This window comes from Polaromonas sp. (assembly GCF_030682935.1).
Classification (GTDB): domain Bacteria; phylum Pseudomonadota; class Gammaproteobacteria; order Burkholderiales; family Burkholderiaceae_C; genus Polaromonas.
On sequence record NZ_JAUXNA010000090.1, the window covers coordinates 1 to 14,496 of the forward strand.

Sequence of the window (14,496 nt, forward strand, 5' to 3'; positions counted from 1 at the left end):
TGGATTTGAGGTGCACCTTTTTGGTGGTGACCAGCGGAAAACCTTCGTTCAGGTCAAAGCGCATCTGGTAGCCAAACACGCTGGTGGTGCCGGTGCCGGTGCGGTCGGCCTTGAAGACGCCCTGCGTGTCCACGTGGCGCATGAAGTCTTCGTATTGGGAGCGGATGGGTCGGGTTTCGAGAGACTTGTTCATGGATGGCTAACAGGTTGAGGGCCGGGATCGTCGCGTTCTTGAAGACGTTTTTCTACTTCAATCAACAGCAATCGGTCTACCGTCTCCGAAATATTGATGCCGAGTTGGTCCGCCAAATCAAGCATTTTTGAATCCAGGCCAAGGGTGACGACGGTCATCGGTGGGCTATCCGACTGCAGCATCAATCTCTCCAGGCCGGGGAAGGCAAATTTTATACGGACAGGGTTCGGCTGCTTATTTTCTGCGCTGGACGCTTCATCGGCGACCTTCGCTTGCCAGACTGCGCTTCACGTTCCTGATGGATCAATGGGATTTTGACCGCAATTATTCTTCCTGACCCCAACGACTTCCAGGCCCGGCCGTCATTGAGCCGGGCGCCGCCGCGCACGGGGAAAATGACGCCCGCCCGTCGTACAGCCAGGACACGGCCATGCCGCGTGGGCTGCAGGACTTGCAAGGGGCGCGGCCATCATCCAGAATCTGAGTACATCCGGCAGGGGTGAGGCTTGCAAACCCCATACGTCGTCGCCCCTTCAGGCGGTTTAGTCCAACAAGGTTTATCTGCCGCAGGAGGGGTTCCGTGTTTTGTTTTTACGCTGTGACGCGGCAGACAAACGCTGTTCGTTATACCGCATTAGATCCGGAGGCCGCCCTATGAGCCACAACGTATTCGAAGAACAGTGTTTCCTCTGCGGAAGCAAAGCCACTTATGTTGAGACGAACTCGCAGAACTGTCGGTACTACCGTTGCGAAAGCCCTGCCTGCGGAGACTACGAGATTTCCCGAGGCGCGATGGAGCGACTAAAAGAGAATGGTGTTTGGAAGGCGGATATTTCGTCTAGGGCATGTGAAGCGAGAAAACAAAATAAATTTATTCGCGTAATTATTGATTCACACAGCCAACAGCTCACGGATTCGGTTATCTCCAGGGATTAAATTTAGTGGGCGTAACCACAGAGCGGTATAACGAAGCGATTATCTGCCACCCAGCGATGCCAGATAGAAGCGCGATGTTCATAGACTGCAGATAAACGCTATTCGTTCGGCATTAACGAGGCCATCATGAAAGCAATGAAATACATTGGGTTGCTGCTCGTAGCAGCAATCCTTCTTTTGGTACTTGTGGCCAAGTTCTCGATCGTAGTTTCTAGATTTGAGTGCGCCGGCAAGGTAACGTCTGAGGGCAGTTCACAGCCTGTATCTATCTTTATAAAGTTGGAGAAAGTCAGATGGTGGGTTGGCCTCTGGAGCGACTTAGATGCAAGTGCGTGGCTGGAGATTCCAAATGAATTCTTTGATTACTACCCGCACGTCGTTGAGGTCGGAGATCAACTTCAAATCTTTGATTCTCAAAAAGCACTTCAGGGTAACTTTTCCAGGCTAAGTAAAGCGCTTGCTCTCAAAACACCTCGCGGCCTCTTTGAAGGAACTTGCAAAAGGGTGGACTAAAGATGCCCAACTATCGGTTCAACTATTGGTTCCAGCCGACCCGAAAAAGCGGCCCGGCTCCTGTGTTCTTCTCGGGCGTCAGCGCGCTGCTTTTGCGGTCGCCTGAACCGAGGCGGTAGGCTGCGCAAACGGTAGGAGTCTCAAATGTTGATCGAATGCAAGCGATGTGCGGCAATTGTTGAGGCGCCAGAACTCTACGCATATGACGCTTACGATGAGCGTGATGGCCTACCTGAAAGGTGGACGTTTGCGAAGTGTCCAAGATGCGCATCACCTTTACTTGCTGTGCAATGCGACTATGGAAACGGATTTGAAGAAGACATTCCTACCCGCGTTTTTCCAGCGAGAGATCGACAACTCGGCGCATCCGTACCAAGATCAATACGGGTTGCATTTGACGAGGCGACTGTCTGCTTCCGAGCGAAGGCGTACACCGCAAGTGCAATCATGTGCCGCAAAACGCTTGAAGGGTTATGCGCGGAACATGAAGTTAAGGAATGCAACCTTTCCGCGAGCCTGAAAAAATTAAAGGATCTCGGCGTTATTGAGATCCGACTGTTTGAATGGGCCGAAGCATTGCGAACGCTAGGCAATGAGGCAGCACACGGCGTCACATCAGTTATCTCCCCGCAGGATGCAAAAGATATTCTTGGATTTACGGAAGCAATTTCTGAATATTTATTCACGTACAAAGATCAGTTTGAGCGCTTCAAGAAGCGGCGAGCAGAAAGTAGTAAGGATTAAATCGCCTAACAGTGCATATATGGCCCCCCTCAACGGCAAGAAACTGACCACTACCCCACTGCGTCGCACACATGTTGTACTGGAGTCCGCAATGCCCGAGCAACTTACCAAGCATCCCGAAGTCACCCTGCAGGTCCTGCGCAGCGCGGGCGCCCAGTGCGCTGAGGGTGCTCCCCAGGACATACTGACCCGCTGCCCGACCGAGCGCTTCTGCAAACTGCCAGGCGGTGAGATCTGCGTCTTTGGCTTGGGGGATGCCTCGAAAATGACACAGATCACGGCTACCGAGTGGAGGGCTCTGTTGCCATCTGCCTTGCCCGAATCACCGTCTACGTCTCAATCGTTCATGAGCGAAGCTTTGCTGGGCGGCGGTTTAGGCCTGCTGGCAGGCGTGGCCATAGGTCTGGCCGTCTCGCACTTGCGCCGCCGGCGCCCTTGAGGCCGGGCGCTACTGTCACGCCTGCGAAGCACCATGCCCACACAACAGACGCTCCAGTCCAAACAGCGACCTGACTCGTTGGAGCGCACGATATCACCCGACCGTAGGGGGCGCGGGCCATGGAAGTCTTGCTAAAAGTGCTGACCGTGGGCAGCGCGGCGTTTGCCGCGCTGTTGGCCATCGTGTTCGTGCTGCAGGGGCACCTCCTCTACTTCCCCGACGTGGGTCGGGAGATTCTGCTGACGCCCAAGGACGCCGGGCTCGACTATGAGGCGGTGTGGTTGACGACGGAGGACGGGGTCCGGATCGAGGCCTGGTATGTCCCCGCGCCGGCGGCGCGCGGGGTTGTGCTGCTCGCCCACGGTAACGCCGGCAACATCTCGCACCGGGTGGACTACGCCCTCATGTTCCACCGCCTCGGCTACTCGCTGCTGCTGCTCGAATACCGCGGCTACGGCCGCAGCGAAGGCAGGCCGAGCGAGGAGGGCACCTACGCCGATGCCCGCGCCGCCTGGCGCCACCTCGTGGCGGAGCGGGGATTCCCGCCCGAGCGCATCGTGCTGGTGGGCGAGTCCCTGGGCGGCGCCGTCGTCGCCCGGCTCGCCGCGGCCGAGCGCCCCGGGGCGCTGGTGCTTGCATCGTGCTTCGTCTCGGTGCCCGAGCTGGCGGCGGAGCTCTATCCCTGGCTGCCGGCGCGGTGGCTGGCGCGCTATCGCTACGACGCGCTGGAGGCCCTCGGTCGCGTCTCGAGCCCGGTGCTCATCGCCCATAGCCGGCAGGACGACATTGTGCCGTTTCGTCACGGCGAGCGGCTGTTTGCCGCCGTCAAGGGACCGAAGGCGTTTTTGGAGCTGGCCGGTGGCCATAACGAGGGCTTTCTGTTCACGCGTGAGGCATGGCGCGAGGCGCTGGGGCGCTTCCTGGCGCAGCACCTCCCGGCGGACGCCATGAGTCCTGTTCCACGGTAAAAAGTTCGGGTACAGTATTTTTATTCGGGGCTGCCGCTATCAGGCTTTGGGGCTGCATGGCGCATCATTTCGCCCCTTATGAGAGAGGCACCTATGAATACTGACGAACCACTCTCCTTTGAAGGCGCTTGTACCTGTCGCTCGGTGCGCTACCGCATGACGACGAAGCCGCTGTTCGTCCACTGCTGTCATTGCCGCTGGTGCCAGCGTGAAACCGGAAGCTCTTTTGCGCTCAATGCCATGATCGAAGCTGATCGCGTGGAGTTGTTGCAGGGCGAGGTCGAAGTGGTCAATACACCGTCGAACAGCGGCAAAGGCCAGAAGATCGCGCGCTGTCCCAGGTGCCATATCGCCGTATGGAGCAACTACGGCGGAGCAGGCGATGCGCTGCGCTTTGTCCGCGTCGGAACACTGGATGAGCCTGACCGCCTGCCGCCCGACATTCATATCTTCACCTCATCGAAGCAGCCCTGGGTGCTGCTTGCGCCAACAATTCCTGCCGTTGCCGAGTATTACAAGGCCAGGGACTATTGGCCGCCGGAGAGCCTTGAGCGGCGCGCCGCCTTGCTGGCCGTCAAGCCCCGGCCGTAGTCTCACTGCGCTCGCCAAATGGCTGGAGTCCCGTGGTGTCCTTGACGCCTGGTTCGCGTTCGAAGCCCATGCCGTCGAAGCCGCGTTGCGCCAATGGTGTGGAGAGAACAGCATTCAACTCAGCCCGGCTCAACCTGAGGGCTGAACGTCGGAGGGCACAGGGTGAACAGTCCTGCCTGTGCTGAATTCGACCTACACCCGCAGCACCCGGCCCGGGTTCATCAGGTTGTGCGGGTCCAGCGCGCGCTTGATGGCGCGCATCATGCCCAGGGCCACCGGCGATTTGTGGTGTTCCAGCTTGTCCACCTTCAGACTGCCGACCCCGTGCTCGGCAGAAATGGAGCCGCCGAATGTCTGGACTGAATCAAACACCAGGGTGTTGACCTGCTCCTCATGGTCGCGCAGGAAAGCCCTGGCATCGCCGCCGGCCGGGGCCTGCACGTTGTAGTGCAGGTTGCCGTCGCCGAGGTGGCCGAAGTTGACCAGTCGCACACCCGGAATGTTTTGTTCCAGCAAAGCGTCTGTGGCACGCACAAACTCCGGAATGCGCGAAACCGCAATCGAAATGTCGTGCTTGATGTTCAGGCCTTCTTCGGCCTGTGCCAGCGGAATGCTTTCACGGATATGCCAGAGCTGGTGCGCCTGGGCCAGGTTTTCAGCCACCACGGCGTCGGTGACGCAGCCTTGTTCGAGCGCGGTTTCCAGCAGCCGCTCGAACTGCGTGCGGGCGTGGGCTTCGGATTCAGTGTCGGAATTCTCCAGCAGCACGCAAAACGGCGTTTCCTGGTACAGCGGCACGCGCTGCTGCGGAAAATGACTGGCCACCAGGCTCAGGGCAAATTGCCCCATCACTTCAAAGCCGGTCAGGCCCGCGCCCAGGTGCTGGTGCGCCAGCCCGAGCAGGGCGACGGCATCCTGCATTGACGGCACCGCCGCCCAGGCCGTGAGGCGGGCCGCCGGCTGCGGGTAGAGCTTGAGCGTGGCGGCGGTGATGATGCCCAGCGTGCCCTCGCTGCCGACGAACAAATCGCGCAGGTCGTAGCCCGTGTTGTCCTTGCGCAGGCCTGAAAGCCCGTGCCACACCTCGCCCTGCGCGGTGACCACTTCCAGCCCCAGGCACAAGTCGCGCGCATTGCCGTAGCGCACCACCTGTGTGCCGCCGGCATTGGTGGCCAGGTTGCCGCCAATGGTGCAGCTGCCTTCTGCAGCGAGGCTTAGCGGAAACAGAAAACCGGCTTTTTCAGCCGTTTCCTGCAGGCTTTGCAAAATGCAGCCGGCTTCTACCGTGAGGGTCAGGTTGGCGGCATCGAGCGCGCGCACGGCGTTCATGCGCTGCAGGCTCAGCACCACCTGCTGGCCCGAGGCGTCCGGCGTTGAGCCGACCACCAGCCCGGTGTTGCCGCCCTGGGTGACGATGCTGACACCGGCCGCCGCGCAGGCCTTGACAACGGCGGCGACCTCGGCGGTGCTGCCTGGCCTGACGACTGCCAGCGCCTTGCCGCGGCTGCGCTTGCGCCAGTCCTGCTCCCAGGCCGACAGGTCGCCGTCGGTCAGAATCTGCGACGGACCCGTGATCTCCCGCAGGGCTTGAAGAAGTTCGAAATGCTTGCTCATAAAGGGGTTCCCATGGCTGCAGCCGTCATCGGAACGGCGGCCGCTTTAAGTCGAATTCGCACATGCAGCGCGCAGGCCGCAAACAGCATCAGGCACAGCACGACTTCAATCATCGCCAGGTAGTTGCCAGGGGCCCGGTCGCTCCAGGCCCGCGTCGCGCCCTCGGCGAAATACACCCACACCATCAGGCTGACCCAGCGGTAGGTGTACATGCGGTTTTTCAGGAAGCCGGCCAGGGGAATGCACAGGGGCAATACCTTGAGGGCCAGCAGCGAGCCGCCCGGCCGTAGGGGCGCCAGCCACATTTCCCAGGCCAGGCCCAGCACAATCAGGCCGCTCAGGCTGCCCAGGGCCAGCCAGCGCGTTATTTCAATTTGGTTTGCTTTGTTCATGGTCATCATTATGTAAATGGCATGATACCGGGGATGAAAATCCCGCAGTCCCTGCAAGCCTTGTTGAACGACCTGGCCCATTTCCCGTGGCGGCATACCGCTGCCACCCTGCGTGACCGTTTCCGTGAAGACCACATGGGCCTGACCGCCAGCAGCCTGACTTTCACCACCTCGATCGCGCTGGTGCCCTTCTTTACCGTGGCGCTGGCTGTATTTACGGCCTTTCCGATGTTTTCCAAGCTGCAGGGCGCGCTGCAGGACTGGCTGATCCAAAGCCTGATCCCCGACAACATTGCGCGTCAGGTGCTGGGTTACCTGACCCAGTTCACCCAGCAGGCCAACAAGCTGGGCGTGGCCGGCCTGGCGGTGCTGCTGGGCACGGCGATTGCGCTGATCCTGACGATAGACCGCACGCTCAACGGCATCTGGCGTGTCAAAAAACCGCGGCCGCTGGCGCAGCGCGTGCTGATTTACTGGGCCGCCATCACCTTGGGGCCGCTGCTGCTGGCCGCTAGTCTGGCCGTGACGTCTTATGTGCTGTCGGCCTCCAGAGGCTTGGTGGGCCCTTTGCCCGTCAGCTTGCGTTTCCTGCTCGACGTCGTGCAGTTTTTTCTGGTGGCTGGCGGCATGGCGGCGCTGTACCGCTACGTGCCCAATACCTACGTCAAGTGGACGCATGCCTGGGCCGGTGGGCTGTTCGTCGCCGCAAGCATAGAGCTGTCCAAAAAGGTGCTGGCCTTGTACCTTGATGCCGTTCCGACGTATTCGCTGGTTTATGGCGCGTTTGCCACCGTGCCGATCTTGCTGGTGTGGATTTACGTGTCCTGGGTGGTGGTGCTGATGGGCGCAGTGATTGCCGCCTATTTGCCCAGTTTGCTGGCGGGCGTGGCGCGTCGCGGCGGCGCCCATGGCTGGCTTTTTCAGCTCGCGGTTGAAGTGCTCCAGCAACTGGATCAGGCCCGCGCCACCATGCGCAAAGGCGTGAGCGCCTCACAGCTGGCCGGGCGGCTTCAGGTCGACGTGCTGCAACTGGAGCCGGTGCTGGAAACGCTGGTGGCGCTCGACTGGGTGGGGCAGCTCCACGACGAGGACGTAGACGTGGAGTCCCGCTATCTGCTGCTGGTGGACCCGGACACTACCTTGCTGGAGCCGCTGATGCAGCAGTTGCTGCTCGACAAGGCGGACTCGGTGAAAAAGTTATGGGAAAAAGCCTGCTGGCCTAATATACGACTGCGTGATGCGCTATGAAAAAGTAAGTATTCCGGCGTGGTCATAATAGTCAATTTGATTTGAATTCATTGCCTGTCATGCCCCATTTGCGCCCACCTGACACCGCTCCGCATGATCCCGATCATTGGGTGATCTGCCTGTGTGCAGACTGGTGCGGCCTTTGCCGTGACTACCAAAGCGTGTTTGCGCAAATGGCCGCGCGCCATCCGGAATGCCGCTTTGCCTGGCTGGACATCGAAGACCAGGCGGATCTGGTCGGCGATATTGACGTGGAAACCTTTCCCACGGTGTTGATTGCCGATAAGGACGGCACGCGGTTTTTCGGCCCGCTGACGCCCCATGCGCAAACCCTGTCGCGCCTGCTGGATTCGATGGAGCGTTCAAGCCTTCAGGCCACGCCGCATTTGCCGACCACGCAGCAGCTGCTGCATGCTTTGCGCGCGGCACCGGAATACTGGATCAAGGCTTGAGACCTTCATCAGTTGATGGCGCACGCGTCGGTTGCCGAGCGCCCTGGGCGATTCAAAACGCAGAAATTCATCAATTTCAAGCATCAAATAAGCCAGCCAGCGCTGGGACTTGAAGCCGCCCTTGCGGGTCGGGTGCAGGCAGCGCACGCCAATCAAGGCTCGCCGCATTCTGCCGGGCCTGTTGGGCCGGCACGGGCGGCGTAAGGGCACGGATAGCAGTGCGCCACAGGCTGGCGGCCCTGCGGCCGCACGGTGTACCTGTGTGTAAATCATGTTAGGGCTCACGTCCAGCGGGCCCTGCCGTGCTTGCGCGGTGCGGAAGCCGGTGCTATAAATTTCAGTGATGAGTTTGCTCGTACAACTGATTCAGCATCCGGGTTGATCTCGCAACCGGTGTGTCGGTTTTTCTGGAACTGCGATAGCTATTCACTTTTGCAGAATATCGCCTGCAATCAATGCTCCAAGCGGGTTTGCAAAGAATTCCTGGTGCCGCGTCAGGGCGACAGGTGCCGTGGTGGGGAGGTAGTTCGGTATCGCCCAAAACAATATTGTGAGTCAGGCGCAGCCAGCCACAGTACAACCAAGGAGTAAGCCATGACTAAATTCCAAGCCTCGAAGATTGAGACGTTAAAAGGGAAGGTCACGGGGGTGGTGATTCTTCCCGATGACAATCTTTACGAAAGCGCCCGCCAGGTCTGGAACGCGACGATCGACAAGTACCCCGCGCTGATCGTCCGCTGCGCCACCACATCAGACGTCGTCTGCGCGGTGAACTTTGCGAAGGACAACGGTCTGGCGCTCGCAGTCCGTGGTGGTGGACACAACATCGCAGGCAGTGCGGTGTGCGACGACGGCATCGTCATTGACCTCTCGCAGATGAAGGCCGCGAGCATCGACGCTGGCGCGCGCCGCGCAACCATCGAGGGGGGCGCCACGCTGGCAGATATCGACGCGGCTACCCAGGCCCACGGCCTGGCCACGCCGCTCGGCATCAACTCCACCACCGGTGTTGCGGGCCTGACGCTCGGCGGCGGCTTCGGCTGGCTCAGCCGCAAGTACGGCATGACCATTGACAACCTGGCATCCGCCGAGGTGGTGACCGCCGCCGGCGAGGTGGTGCGCGCCAGCGCCACCGAGCACCCCGATCTCTTTTGGGCCCTGCGCGGCGGCAGCGGCAACTTCGGCGTCGTGACCCGCTTCGAGTTCCTGCTCCACCCTGTCGGCCCCGACGTCCTGAGCGGCCTGATCGTCTACCCTCTTTCCGAGGTCAAGGCGGTGCTGCAGCAGTACCGCGAATTCATCGCAAAGGCACCGGACGAGCTTACGGTGTGGACCGTGCTGCGTCAGGCGCCGCCTCTGCCCTTCCTCCCCGAGGCGGTCCATGGCAAGGAAATCATCGCGCTCGCGCTGTGCTACGCGGGTGACCCGACGCTAGGCGAGCCTCTCATTGAGCCGCTGCGCAAGTTCGGCACACCCTTGGGCGAGCACGTCGGCGTGCAACCGTACACCGCCTGGCAGAAGGCCTTCGACCCGCTGCTTACCCCCGGCGCGCGCAACTACTGGAAGTCGCACAATTTCTCGGTGCTCAGCGATGGACTGTTCGACGCCGTCATTGACTACCTCAAGAAGCTGCCGTCGCCCCAGTGCGAGATATTTTTTGGCGCCCTCGGCGGCGCTACCGCACGGCCGGCGCCCGACTCCGCGGCGTACGCCCACCGTGACGCCCAGTTCGTGATGAACGTCCACGGCCGCTGGACGGACCCGGCCGACGACGAGCGCTGCATCCGCTGGGCGCGCGATTTCTTCAAGGCCTCGGCGCCTTTTGCCAGCGGTGGCGTCTATGTCAATTTCCTCACCGCGGACGAGGGCGATCGCGTAAGAGCCGCCTATGGCCAGAACTATGAGCGCCTCGCCCAGATCAAGCGCAAGTACGACCCGGCAAACCTCTTTAGCACGAACCAGAATATCAAGCCCGCTTGATCCAGGCTGCCTTGCAGTCAGTTGCCGCAGGCGGCGCGTGCGCCGCCGCTGAACCCAAACGGTAGGCCAGCGTTTCGGAACCGCCGCTGGTCGATTCAATGTCCGAGGTTCCCGTTGCCAAAAGGAGAAAAATCATGGGAACCTACATTGCACTTTCCAGCTTTACGGATCAGGGTATCCGCAGCGTCAAGGACACCACAAAACGCGCGGATGCCGTTAAGGAAGCGGCAAAGAAGTTTGGGGCCAGCATGCCCCAGATTTACTGGACACTGGGGCATTACGATTTGGTTGCGATTATCGAAGCGCCGGATGACGAGTCGGCAACCGCGTTCGCGTTGGCAATAGGGGCTGCGGGCAATGTTCGCACGCAGACGCTGCGCGCCTTTTCCAAGGACGAAATGAACAGAATTCTTGGCAAGATGGCATAGAGCCCTTGCCTGCGTGAAGCGCTTATGGTGAACGTTGGGCGGCAGGCGCTCTATGTCAAACACGCTTTCCTGCCTGCGCCTGTATTTCTTGCTGATTCACTCGTGCGCGGACCGAAGACGGCCCAGGAATTCGCCGATGTCCAAGCAGACGCAAGACCCGCCCGCTGTTGCTGCGGCCTTTGATTTTTCGGGTGTCCGGACCGTCGGCGGTGTGCCTCGTGGAGGCTGTGCCCGCGTGAGGCGGGAGGGGTGTCTGTAACCGATGGCCCGGCCAACGTCCGGTATTTTGAGGGTGGCGCTGGAAATTGCCATCAATTTTTACAACATGTAAAGGAGATTGGAAATGGCCATCACAAATACGCAATCCGGGACAAATGTCCATGAAGTTGCTGACGGAATCTACCGCATCAATACGCCGGTGTTCATAGCCGGAGGGCCTGGGGGGTTTTCATTCAATCAATATCTGATCGTTGATGATGAACCGCTGCTTTTTCACACCGGACCGCGCAAGATGTTTCCGCTGGTCCGAGAGGCACTTGCGAGCATCCTTCCTGTGGAGCAGCTTCGTTACCTTGCCTTTTCGCACGTCGAAGCGGATGAATGCGGGTCGCTCAACGAGTGGCTTGCAGTCGCTCCACAATCCTCGCCTCTGTGCGGCACGGTTGCTGCACTGGTTTCGATCAATGACATGGCCGATCGTCTGCCCCGCGCGCTTGCCGACGGCGAGACGCTTTCGCTCGGCAAGCATACGGTGCGCTGGTTCGACACGCCGCACCTGCCGCACGCGTGGGAATGCGGTTTGCTGATGGAAGCAAACACCCGGACACTGCTGTGCGGTGATTTGTTTACGCAAGGTGGCAGCGATCATCCACCCCTCACCGAGTCGGACATTCTGGGGCCGAGCGAGGCGTTCCGCCTGGCGATGGACTATTACTCCCACACCAGCAAGGCGCGGGCAATGATTGAAAGGCTTGCCGCTGCCGAGCCCGCCACGCTGGCCTGCATGCACGGCAGCGCATGGCATGGCGACGGTGCAAAGCTCCTGCGTGCGCTGGCGGATGCGCTGTCTCCCCAATGAATGGCTGAAAAGTTACACCACAAGGAGCCAGCACATGGCAAAGTATCGAAACGCCTTGCCCCAACTTGGCGGCAAGCTTTTCCTTACAGATGGCGGTCTCGAAACCACCCTGATCTTTCATGAAGGGCTGGAACTTCCAGACTTTGCAGCTTTCCCCCTTCTTGATACACAGGAAGGCGAAGCGGCTCTTTTCAAGTACTTTCGCAGCTATGCGGAGCTGGCTCGGCGTTTCAAGACTGGCCTGATCCTCGAAAGCGCGACATGGCGGGCCAATCCGGACTGGGGCAAGCAGCTTGGCTACACAGCGGGTGCGCTTGCCGAGGCAAACCGCAAAGCCAGCTGAACGAGGCCCCGGAGCTCGATGCAGGTAACCCGGCGGAGCTTGGGCGGGAATATGCGCGGCTCAAACGCAGACTGAATCAGCTTACTGTAATGGGCGGGTGTTGTGGCACAGATCATCGTCACATCGAGCAAATTGCATTGGCCTGCCAGCCGCTCTTCGAGCCCGCCGCCTGATTTCATTTTCAATTCGATGCGAGAGCAGGCGGGGCAAGGACCTGTCGGATTGAAGTGGCAATGGAATGACAGGGCGGTGCCGGAGAAACCGTCAGGTCCGCCGCAGGGTGAGGAAATCCCGGATCGCAAACAGCGTCTCATCCGGCGCCTCGGTCTTCTGGTGGTGGCCGACCGCCAGGCTTGCAATGTGCACCATCCTGCCGGCGTTGCGGGCTGCAGTGACAAGCCCTTGCGCGGCTTTGGGCGGCGTCATCTGGTCTTGCGCGCCGAGCAAAAACAGCACGGGGCAGGTGATGGCTTGAATGGCGAATTCGCCATTCGTATAGCTGTCACAGGCCTTGAAGCCGCGGTGGAAGACATTGACCTTGGTGTTGCTGGCCAGCACGCGGCGACCCAGGGCCAGGCTGGCGCCATAGACCCAGGTGCCCGGCCCCAACGCCGAGGGCGGCGGGGCAAGCGTACTGCGCGAAAACACATTGATCATGTTCAATGCCTTCATGGGGTCATGGAGCGATGAGTCAAGCAGCGCTTGCGACACCTTCATGGGGAATGCGGTGCCGACCAGCACCAGGTGGCTCACGCGCTCCTTGAGCCGGGCGGCCGCCTCCAGTGCAATCAGCGAGCCCCAGCTGTGGCCGACCAGTGCCGCGCGTTGCACGCCCGCAGCATCCAGCAGTGCCGCGATGAAGTCCGCCGCCTCTTCAACGGTGGAGGGCGCTTCGCCGCCGCTGCGGCAGTGGCCGGGCAGGTCTACCGCGAGCACGTTCCAGCCATGGTGGGCCAGGTAGCGGGACTGCAAAATCCAGACGCTGTGGTCATTGAGCACGCCGTGGATAAAAACCACGGTGGGCTGGGCGGGCTCAAAGGGTTTGCCGCCGGTGTAGCAGTAGGTTTTTTGACCGTTGACGGATAGCTCCATGTTCAGTCTCCCGCTTTCTCTGCCGCCTTGAGGGCGCGCTTGAGGTCGTCCATCAGGTCGTCCGGGTCTTCCAGTCCGATGCTCAGGCGGATCGTGCCCTGGGTGATGCCGGCGCCCAGCAGCGCGTCGTCGCTCATGCGGAAGTGGGTGGTGCTGGCGGGGTGAATCACCAGGCTGCGGCAGTCGCCGACGTTGGCCAGGTGGCTGAACACTTTGAGCGTTTCCACAAATGCCTTGCCCTGCGCACGGCTGCCCTTGATGTCAAAGCTGAACACCGAGCCCGCGCCGCGTGGCAGCAGCTTTTTGGCCAGCGCGTAACTCGCGTGGGAGGCCAGCATCGGGTGGCCGACGCGCGCCACCAGCGGGTGGCTGGCCAGAAATTCAACGACTTTTTCGGTGTTGCTCATGTGGCGCGCCATGCGCAGCGGCAGCGTTTCCATGCCCTGCAAAATCAGCCAGGCGGTGTGCGGGCTCATGCAGGCGCCAAAGTCGCGCAGGCCTTCGCGGCGCGCACGCAGCAAAAATGCGCCCACCGTGCTTTCCTCGCTGAACACCATGTTGTGAAAGCCGCCATAGGCCTCGGTTAGCTCGGCAAACTTGCCCGCCGCTTTGGAAGAGTCCCAGTCAAAACTGCCGCCATCCACCACCAGGCCGCCAATGACCGTGCCGTGACCGCTCAAGAACTTGGTGGCCGAGTGGTAGACCAGATCGGCGCCGTGATCAAACGGCTTGACCAGCCAGGGCGAGGTCAGTGTGGAGTCCACCAGCAGCGGCACGGCGGCTTCATGGGCGATGGCGCTCACGGCCTCCATATCCAGCACGTCCAGCCCGGGGTTGCCCACGGTTTCACCAAAGAAGAGCTTGGTGTTGGGACGCACGGCAGCGCGCCAGCCGTCCATGTCTGCCGGCTTGACGAATGTCGTTTCAATGCCGAAGCGGCGCATCGTGTAGTGCAGCAGGTTCTGGCTGCCGCCATACAGCGCGGTGCTGGCCACGATGTGCGAGCCGGCCCCCATCAGCGTGGCAATGCTCAGGTGCAGCGCGGCCTGGCCGCTGGCCGTGGCAATCGCGCCTATGCCGCCTTCGAGGGCCGAAATGCGTTGTTCCAGCACCGCGTTGGTCGGGTTGCTGATGCGCGAGTACACATGCCCCGCACGTTCCAGGTTGAACAGGCTGGCGGCATGGTCGCTGGACTCGAACACAAACGACGTCGTGAGGTGAATCGGCACGGCGCGTGCGCCTGTGGCCGGGTCGGGGGCGGCACCTGCGTGCAGCGCCAGGGTGTCAAAACCGGGATCGGAATAACCAGGCATGCATGTGTCTCCAGTATAAAAAGCGAAAGCGGGCGGCGAAGTGCGTCCCGGCGCGGTGGGCGCTTGCCCCGAGCCGAGTCACCGGGTAAACCCGGGAAATCGTTACAGCCCGCCCCTGGATTGTGGGCTATATTAAAAGTGAATTTCCCGGCGCTGCTTTGCAGGGAAAAAA

Annotated in this window: 19 protein-coding genes; 12 read left to right on the forward strand and 7 right to left on the reverse strand. The window is 60.7% G+C overall.

Features of this window, described 5'->3' with window-relative positions:
• Positions 1 to 193: thymidylate synthase (locus tag Q8K05_RS03495; RefSeq protein WP_305245135.1), on the reverse strand; the 193-nt coding region annotated here is incomplete at its 3' end.
• Entirely contained in the window at positions 190 to 375 is a 186-nt protein-coding gene (locus Q8K05_RS03500; RefSeq protein ID WP_305245136.1) for a type II toxin-antitoxin system CcdA family antitoxin, read from the reverse strand. The genes Q8K05_RS03495 and Q8K05_RS03500, both read right to left, overlap by 4 nt.
• Before the next feature lie 880 nt (positions 376 to 1,255).
• Between Q8K05_RS03500 and Q8K05_RS03505 the strand changes: the two genes are divergently transcribed.
• The 5 genes from Q8K05_RS03505 (at position 1,256) to Q8K05_RS03525 (ending at position 4,384) form a co-directional block, all read left to right on the forward strand.
• Complete coding sequence (locus tag Q8K05_RS03505; RefSeq protein WP_305245137.1) at positions 1,256 to 1,642, forward strand: hypothetical protein; 387 nt, start codon at positions 1,256 to 1,258, stop codon at positions 1,640 to 1,642.
• A gap of 144 nt (positions 1,643 to 1,786) precedes the next feature.
• Complete coding sequence (locus Q8K05_RS03510) at positions 1,787 to 2,386, forward strand: DUF4145 domain-containing protein (protein ID WP_305245138.1); 600 nt, start codon at positions 1,787 to 1,789, stop codon at positions 2,384 to 2,386.
• A 91-nt stretch (positions 2,387 to 2,477) separates the two neighbouring features.
• Positions 2,478 to 2,825, forward strand: coding sequence for a hypothetical protein (locus Q8K05_RS03515; RefSeq protein WP_305245139.1), 348 nt, complete (start codon positions 2,478 to 2,480; stop codon positions 2,823 to 2,825).
• Between the two features lie 119 nt (positions 2,826 to 2,944).
• Positions 2,945 to 3,793, forward strand: a complete 849-nt coding sequence (locus Q8K05_RS03520) for an alpha/beta hydrolase (RefSeq protein WP_305245140.1) — start codon at positions 2,945 to 2,947, stop codon at positions 3,791 to 3,793.
• Between the two features lie 93 nt (positions 3,794 to 3,886).
• Positions 3,887 to 4,384: a GFA family protein gene (locus Q8K05_RS03525; protein ID WP_305245141.1), complete on the forward strand. Its 498-nt coding sequence runs from the start codon at positions 3,887 to 3,889 to the stop codon at positions 4,382 to 4,384.
• A gap of 192 nt (positions 4,385 to 4,576) precedes the next feature.
• Here the strand turns inward: Q8K05_RS03525 and Q8K05_RS03530 are convergent, their stop codons facing one another.
• Positions 4,577 to 5,998: an FAD-binding oxidoreductase gene (locus Q8K05_RS03530; protein ID WP_305245142.1), complete on the reverse strand. Its 1,422-nt coding sequence runs from the start codon at positions 5,996 to 5,998 to the stop codon at positions 4,577 to 4,579.
• Positions 5,995 to 6,390, reverse strand: coding sequence for a DUF2069 domain-containing protein (locus Q8K05_RS03535; protein ID WP_305245143.1), 396 nt, complete (start codon positions 6,388 to 6,390; stop codon positions 5,995 to 5,997). The genes Q8K05_RS03530 and Q8K05_RS03535 overlap by 4 nt, the downstream gene beginning before the upstream one ends.
• Before the next feature lie 33 nt (positions 6,391 to 6,423).
• Between Q8K05_RS03535 and Q8K05_RS03540 the strand changes: the two genes are divergently transcribed.
• From Q8K05_RS03540 to Q8K05_RS03550, 3 genes are all read left to right on the forward strand, one after another.
• Positions 6,424 to 7,638: a YhjD/YihY/BrkB family envelope integrity protein gene (locus Q8K05_RS03540; protein WP_305245144.1), complete on the forward strand. Its 1,215-nt coding sequence runs from the start codon at positions 6,424 to 6,426 to the stop codon at positions 7,636 to 7,638.
• 59 nt (positions 7,639 to 7,697) lie between these two features.
• Complete coding sequence (locus tag Q8K05_RS03545; RefSeq protein ID WP_305245145.1) at positions 7,698 to 8,090, forward strand: thioredoxin family protein; 393 nt, start codon at positions 7,698 to 7,700, stop codon at positions 8,088 to 8,090.
• A gap of 594 nt (positions 8,091 to 8,684) precedes the next feature.
• Entirely contained in the window at positions 8,685 to 10,070 is a 1,386-nt protein-coding gene (locus Q8K05_RS03550; RefSeq protein WP_305245146.1) for an FAD-binding oxidoreductase, read from the forward strand.
• Here the strand turns inward: Q8K05_RS03550 and Q8K05_RS03555 are convergent.
• A complete protein-coding gene (locus tag Q8K05_RS03555; protein WP_305245147.1) occupies positions 10,057 to 10,206 on the reverse strand; it encodes a hypothetical protein in 150 nt (49 codons plus the stop codon). The two genes, Q8K05_RS03550 and Q8K05_RS03555, sit on opposite strands and share 14 nt — an antisense overlap.
• Here Q8K05_RS03555 and Q8K05_RS03560 point away from each other — a divergent pair.
• From Q8K05_RS03560 to Q8K05_RS18850, 4 genes are all read left to right on the forward strand, one after another.
• The gene (locus tag Q8K05_RS03560; protein WP_305245148.1) at positions 10,205 to 10,498 is read left to right on the forward strand and encodes a GYD domain-containing protein; all 294 of its coding nucleotides are present in this window, start codon (positions 10,205 to 10,207) and stop codon (positions 10,496 to 10,498) included. The two genes, Q8K05_RS03555 and Q8K05_RS03560, sit on opposite strands and share 2 nt — an antisense overlap.
• Positions 10,499 to 10,841: 343 nt before the next feature.
• Complete coding sequence (locus Q8K05_RS03565; protein ID WP_305245149.1) at positions 10,842 to 11,576, forward strand: MBL fold metallo-hydrolase; 735 nt, start codon at positions 10,842 to 10,844, stop codon at positions 11,574 to 11,576.
• A gap of 34 nt (positions 11,577 to 11,610) precedes the next feature.
• Positions 11,611 to 11,919 (forward strand): hypothetical protein, encoded by a 309-nt coding sequence (locus tag Q8K05_RS03570; protein ID WP_305245150.1) that lies wholly within the window; start codon positions 11,611 to 11,613, stop codon positions 11,917 to 11,919.
• Positions 11,838 to 12,092: a homocysteine S-methyltransferase family protein gene (locus Q8K05_RS18850; protein ID WP_370868762.1), complete on the forward strand. Its 255-nt coding sequence runs from the start codon at positions 11,838 to 11,840 to the stop codon at positions 12,090 to 12,092. The genes Q8K05_RS03570 and Q8K05_RS18850 overlap by 82 nt, the downstream gene beginning before the upstream one ends.
• A gap of 91 nt (positions 12,093 to 12,183) precedes the next feature.
• Here Q8K05_RS18850 and Q8K05_RS03575 read toward each other — a convergent pair whose 3' ends face one another.
• Both Q8K05_RS03575 and Q8K05_RS03580 read right to left on the reverse strand, forming a co-directional pair.
• Positions 12,184 to 13,011, reverse strand: a complete 828-nt coding sequence (locus tag Q8K05_RS03575; RefSeq protein WP_305245151.1) for an alpha/beta fold hydrolase — start codon at positions 13,009 to 13,011, stop codon at positions 12,184 to 12,186.
• Positions 13,012 to 13,013: 2 nt separating this feature from the next.
• Positions 13,014 to 14,324 carry an O-acetylhomoserine aminocarboxypropyltransferase gene (locus tag Q8K05_RS03580; protein WP_305245152.1) on the reverse strand — a complete coding sequence of 437 codons (1,311 nt, stop codon included), beginning with the start codon at positions 14,322 to 14,324 and terminating at the stop codon, positions 13,014 to 13,016.
• Between the last annotated feature and the right edge of the window lie 172 nt (positions 14,325 to 14,496).

Coding starts and splice junctions, on each gene's coding strand:
- Q8K05_RS03550 (WP_305245146.1), top strand. CDS start 8,685: ATGACTAAATTCCAAGCCTCGAAGATTGAGACGTTAAAAGGGAAGGTC.
- Q8K05_RS03525 (WP_305245141.1), top strand. CDS start 3,887: ATGAATACTGACGAACCACTCTCCTTTGAAGGCGCTTGTACCTGTCGC.
- Q8K05_RS03565 (WP_305245149.1), top strand. CDS start 10,842: ATGGCCATCACAAATACGCAATCCGGGACAAATGTCCATGAAGTTGCT.
- Q8K05_RS03545 (WP_305245145.1), top strand. CDS start 7,698: ATGCCCCATTTGCGCCCACCTGACACCGCTCCGCATGATCCCGATCAT.
- Q8K05_RS03555 (WP_305245147.1), bottom strand. CDS start 10,206: ATGATTTTTCTCCTTTTGGCAACGGGAACCTCGGACATTGAATCGACC.
- Q8K05_RS03515 (WP_305245139.1), top strand. CDS start 2,478: ATGCCCGAGCAACTTACCAAGCATCCCGAAGTCACCCTGCAGGTCCTG.
- Q8K05_RS03505 (WP_305245137.1), top strand. CDS start 1,256: ATGAAAGCAATGAAATACATTGGGTTGCTGCTCGTAGCAGCAATCCTT.
- Q8K05_RS03535 (WP_305245143.1), bottom strand. CDS start 6,390: ATGAACAAAGCAAACCAAATTGAAATAACGCGCTGGCTGGCCCTGGGC.
- Q8K05_RS03570 (WP_305245150.1), top strand. CDS start 11,611: ATGGCAAAGTATCGAAACGCCTTGCCCCAACTTGGCGGCAAGCTTTTC.
- Q8K05_RS03560 (WP_305245148.1), top strand. CDS start 10,205: ATGGGAACCTACATTGCACTTTCCAGCTTTACGGATCAGGGTATCCGC.
- Q8K05_RS18850 (WP_370868762.1), top strand. CDS start 11,838: ATGGCGGGCCAATCCGGACTGGGGCAAGCAGCTTGGCTACACAGCGGG.
- Q8K05_RS03500 (WP_305245136.1), bottom strand. CDS start 375: ATGCTGCAGTCGGATAGCCCACCGATGACCGTCGTCACCCTTGGCCTG.
- Q8K05_RS03510 (WP_305245138.1), top strand. CDS start 1,787: ATGTTGATCGAATGCAAGCGATGTGCGGCAATTGTTGAGGCGCCAGAA.
- Q8K05_RS03580 (WP_305245152.1), bottom strand. CDS start 14,324: ATGCCTGGTTATTCCGATCCCGGTTTTGACACCCTGGCGCTGCACGCA.
- Q8K05_RS03540 (WP_305245144.1), top strand. CDS start 6,424: ATGAAAATCCCGCAGTCCCTGCAAGCCTTGTTGAACGACCTGGCCCAT.
- Q8K05_RS03530 (WP_305245142.1), bottom strand. CDS start 5,998: ATGAGCAAGCATTTCGAACTTCTTCAAGCCCTGCGGGAGATCACGGGT.
- Q8K05_RS03575 (WP_305245151.1), bottom strand. CDS start 13,011: ATGGAGCTATCCGTCAACGGTCAAAAAACCTACTGCTACACCGGCGGC.
- Q8K05_RS03520 (WP_305245140.1), top strand. CDS start 2,945: ATGGAAGTCTTGCTAAAAGTGCTGACCGTGGGCAGCGCGGCGTTTGCC.